This is a genomic window from Neopoerus faecalis, assembly GCF_029218125.1.
Taxonomy (GTDB): Bacteria; Bacillota; Clostridia; order Oscillospirales; family Oscillospiraceae; genus Oscillibacter; species Oscillibacter faecalis_A.
The window spans coordinates 1-1,283 of record NZ_JARFXX010000030.1 but is presented as its reverse complement, the minus strand read 5'-3'; the positions used below and the strand labels follow the sequence as shown (position 1 = coordinate 1,283).

Here is a 1,283-nt window from a genome sequence, read left to right as displayed (position 1 = left end):
AACCAACCAGAAAGGGGCTGTCCGCTATCTACCGACAGGAAATCATTCAGGATGTGACGCTGTTCACATCCCAAAGCGCCGCCATGTTTTATGACAAGCTTTTCAGCAGCTTGGACTTCACGCTGCCCAGAGCGGCAACCGGGCGGCGGGGCTTCCCCAAAGAAGCCATGGTCTGTGCGTTTATCGTTATGAAATGTGAAGGATTCTCACAAATCACAGATTTGATGGATTATCTGGACAACAATCGGCTCATTGCCCATTGCTGCGGCTTTAACATCATGGAGCCGCTGCCGTCCTACTGGACGTATGACCGCTGCCTGCGGCAGTTGAACAACGGTGCGTTGAAGTCGATCATGGCCAATCTGGTGCGGAAGTTGTATGAGCTGGGCGTGGTGGATGCGTCTTTCGTTGGCCTGGATTCCACTCCCGTCATGGCGAACACGAAGCAGAACAACCCAAAATCCTTTGCAAAAAGCAAGTTCTCCAAGGAAAACCACCCGAAAAGCGACCCAGACTGCGCCTTGGGCGTCCACTCGGCCTCCAACCAGCACAATGATCGGCGGTATGAGTTCTACTGGGGATACAAAAGCCATGTGCTGGTGGACTGCATCTCCGGCCTGCCGCTCTACGAGCTGACCACGCCGGGTAATATCGCCGATTCCTCCGTCGCCGCTGAGATCCTCGCGGCTGCGAATCAGACGGTTTCTTTGAAAGAATGCACCTTCCTTGCCGATAAGGGCTACGATGCGAAAATCATCTACAACACCGTGAAATCGGTCTATGAGGGCGAGGCTTTTATCCCTCTCAATCCACGCGGTACGAAAGCCTCTAAAACGCTTCCTGCTGGCAATCCGGTCTGCGAGGCAGGCCTCGCCATGCACAAAGATGGCAAGACCACCGATGGCAGAGGGGGAATTCGGCAGAAATTCTGCTGTCCCTTCCGCCAGTCCAAGACCGGTGTTTACCCTTGCAGCCACAAAAACTGGAATAACGGCAAGAAAAACCGGGGCTGCACCAAGTATAAGACCATTCCAACAGATTACAGGCTTTCCATTGACCGCGGCTGCCTCTGTTTCAAGAGAACATACGCCTTGCGTACAGAGTGTGAGCGTTACAATTCCCGCTTCAAATCCACAGGTCAGGAACGGCTGTGGGTGCGTAACGGCGCAAGCGCGGCAAACCTCAATACGCTGGCCCACATCTCCGCTTTAGCGATTGCGCTGGCCGCCGTTCTGCACGGCTCTCACTCCTACCGTTCTGCCAAACAGCTTCGGCGTTCCGCC

General features: G+C 54.6%; 1 protein-coding gene. It reads left to right on the top strand.

Annotation, left to right across the window (positions count from 1 at the left end; translation table 11 throughout):
* On the top strand, nucleotides 1-1,283 hold a 1,283-nt coding region (locus PY311_RS12555), incomplete at both ends, for a transposase (protein WP_286149034.1).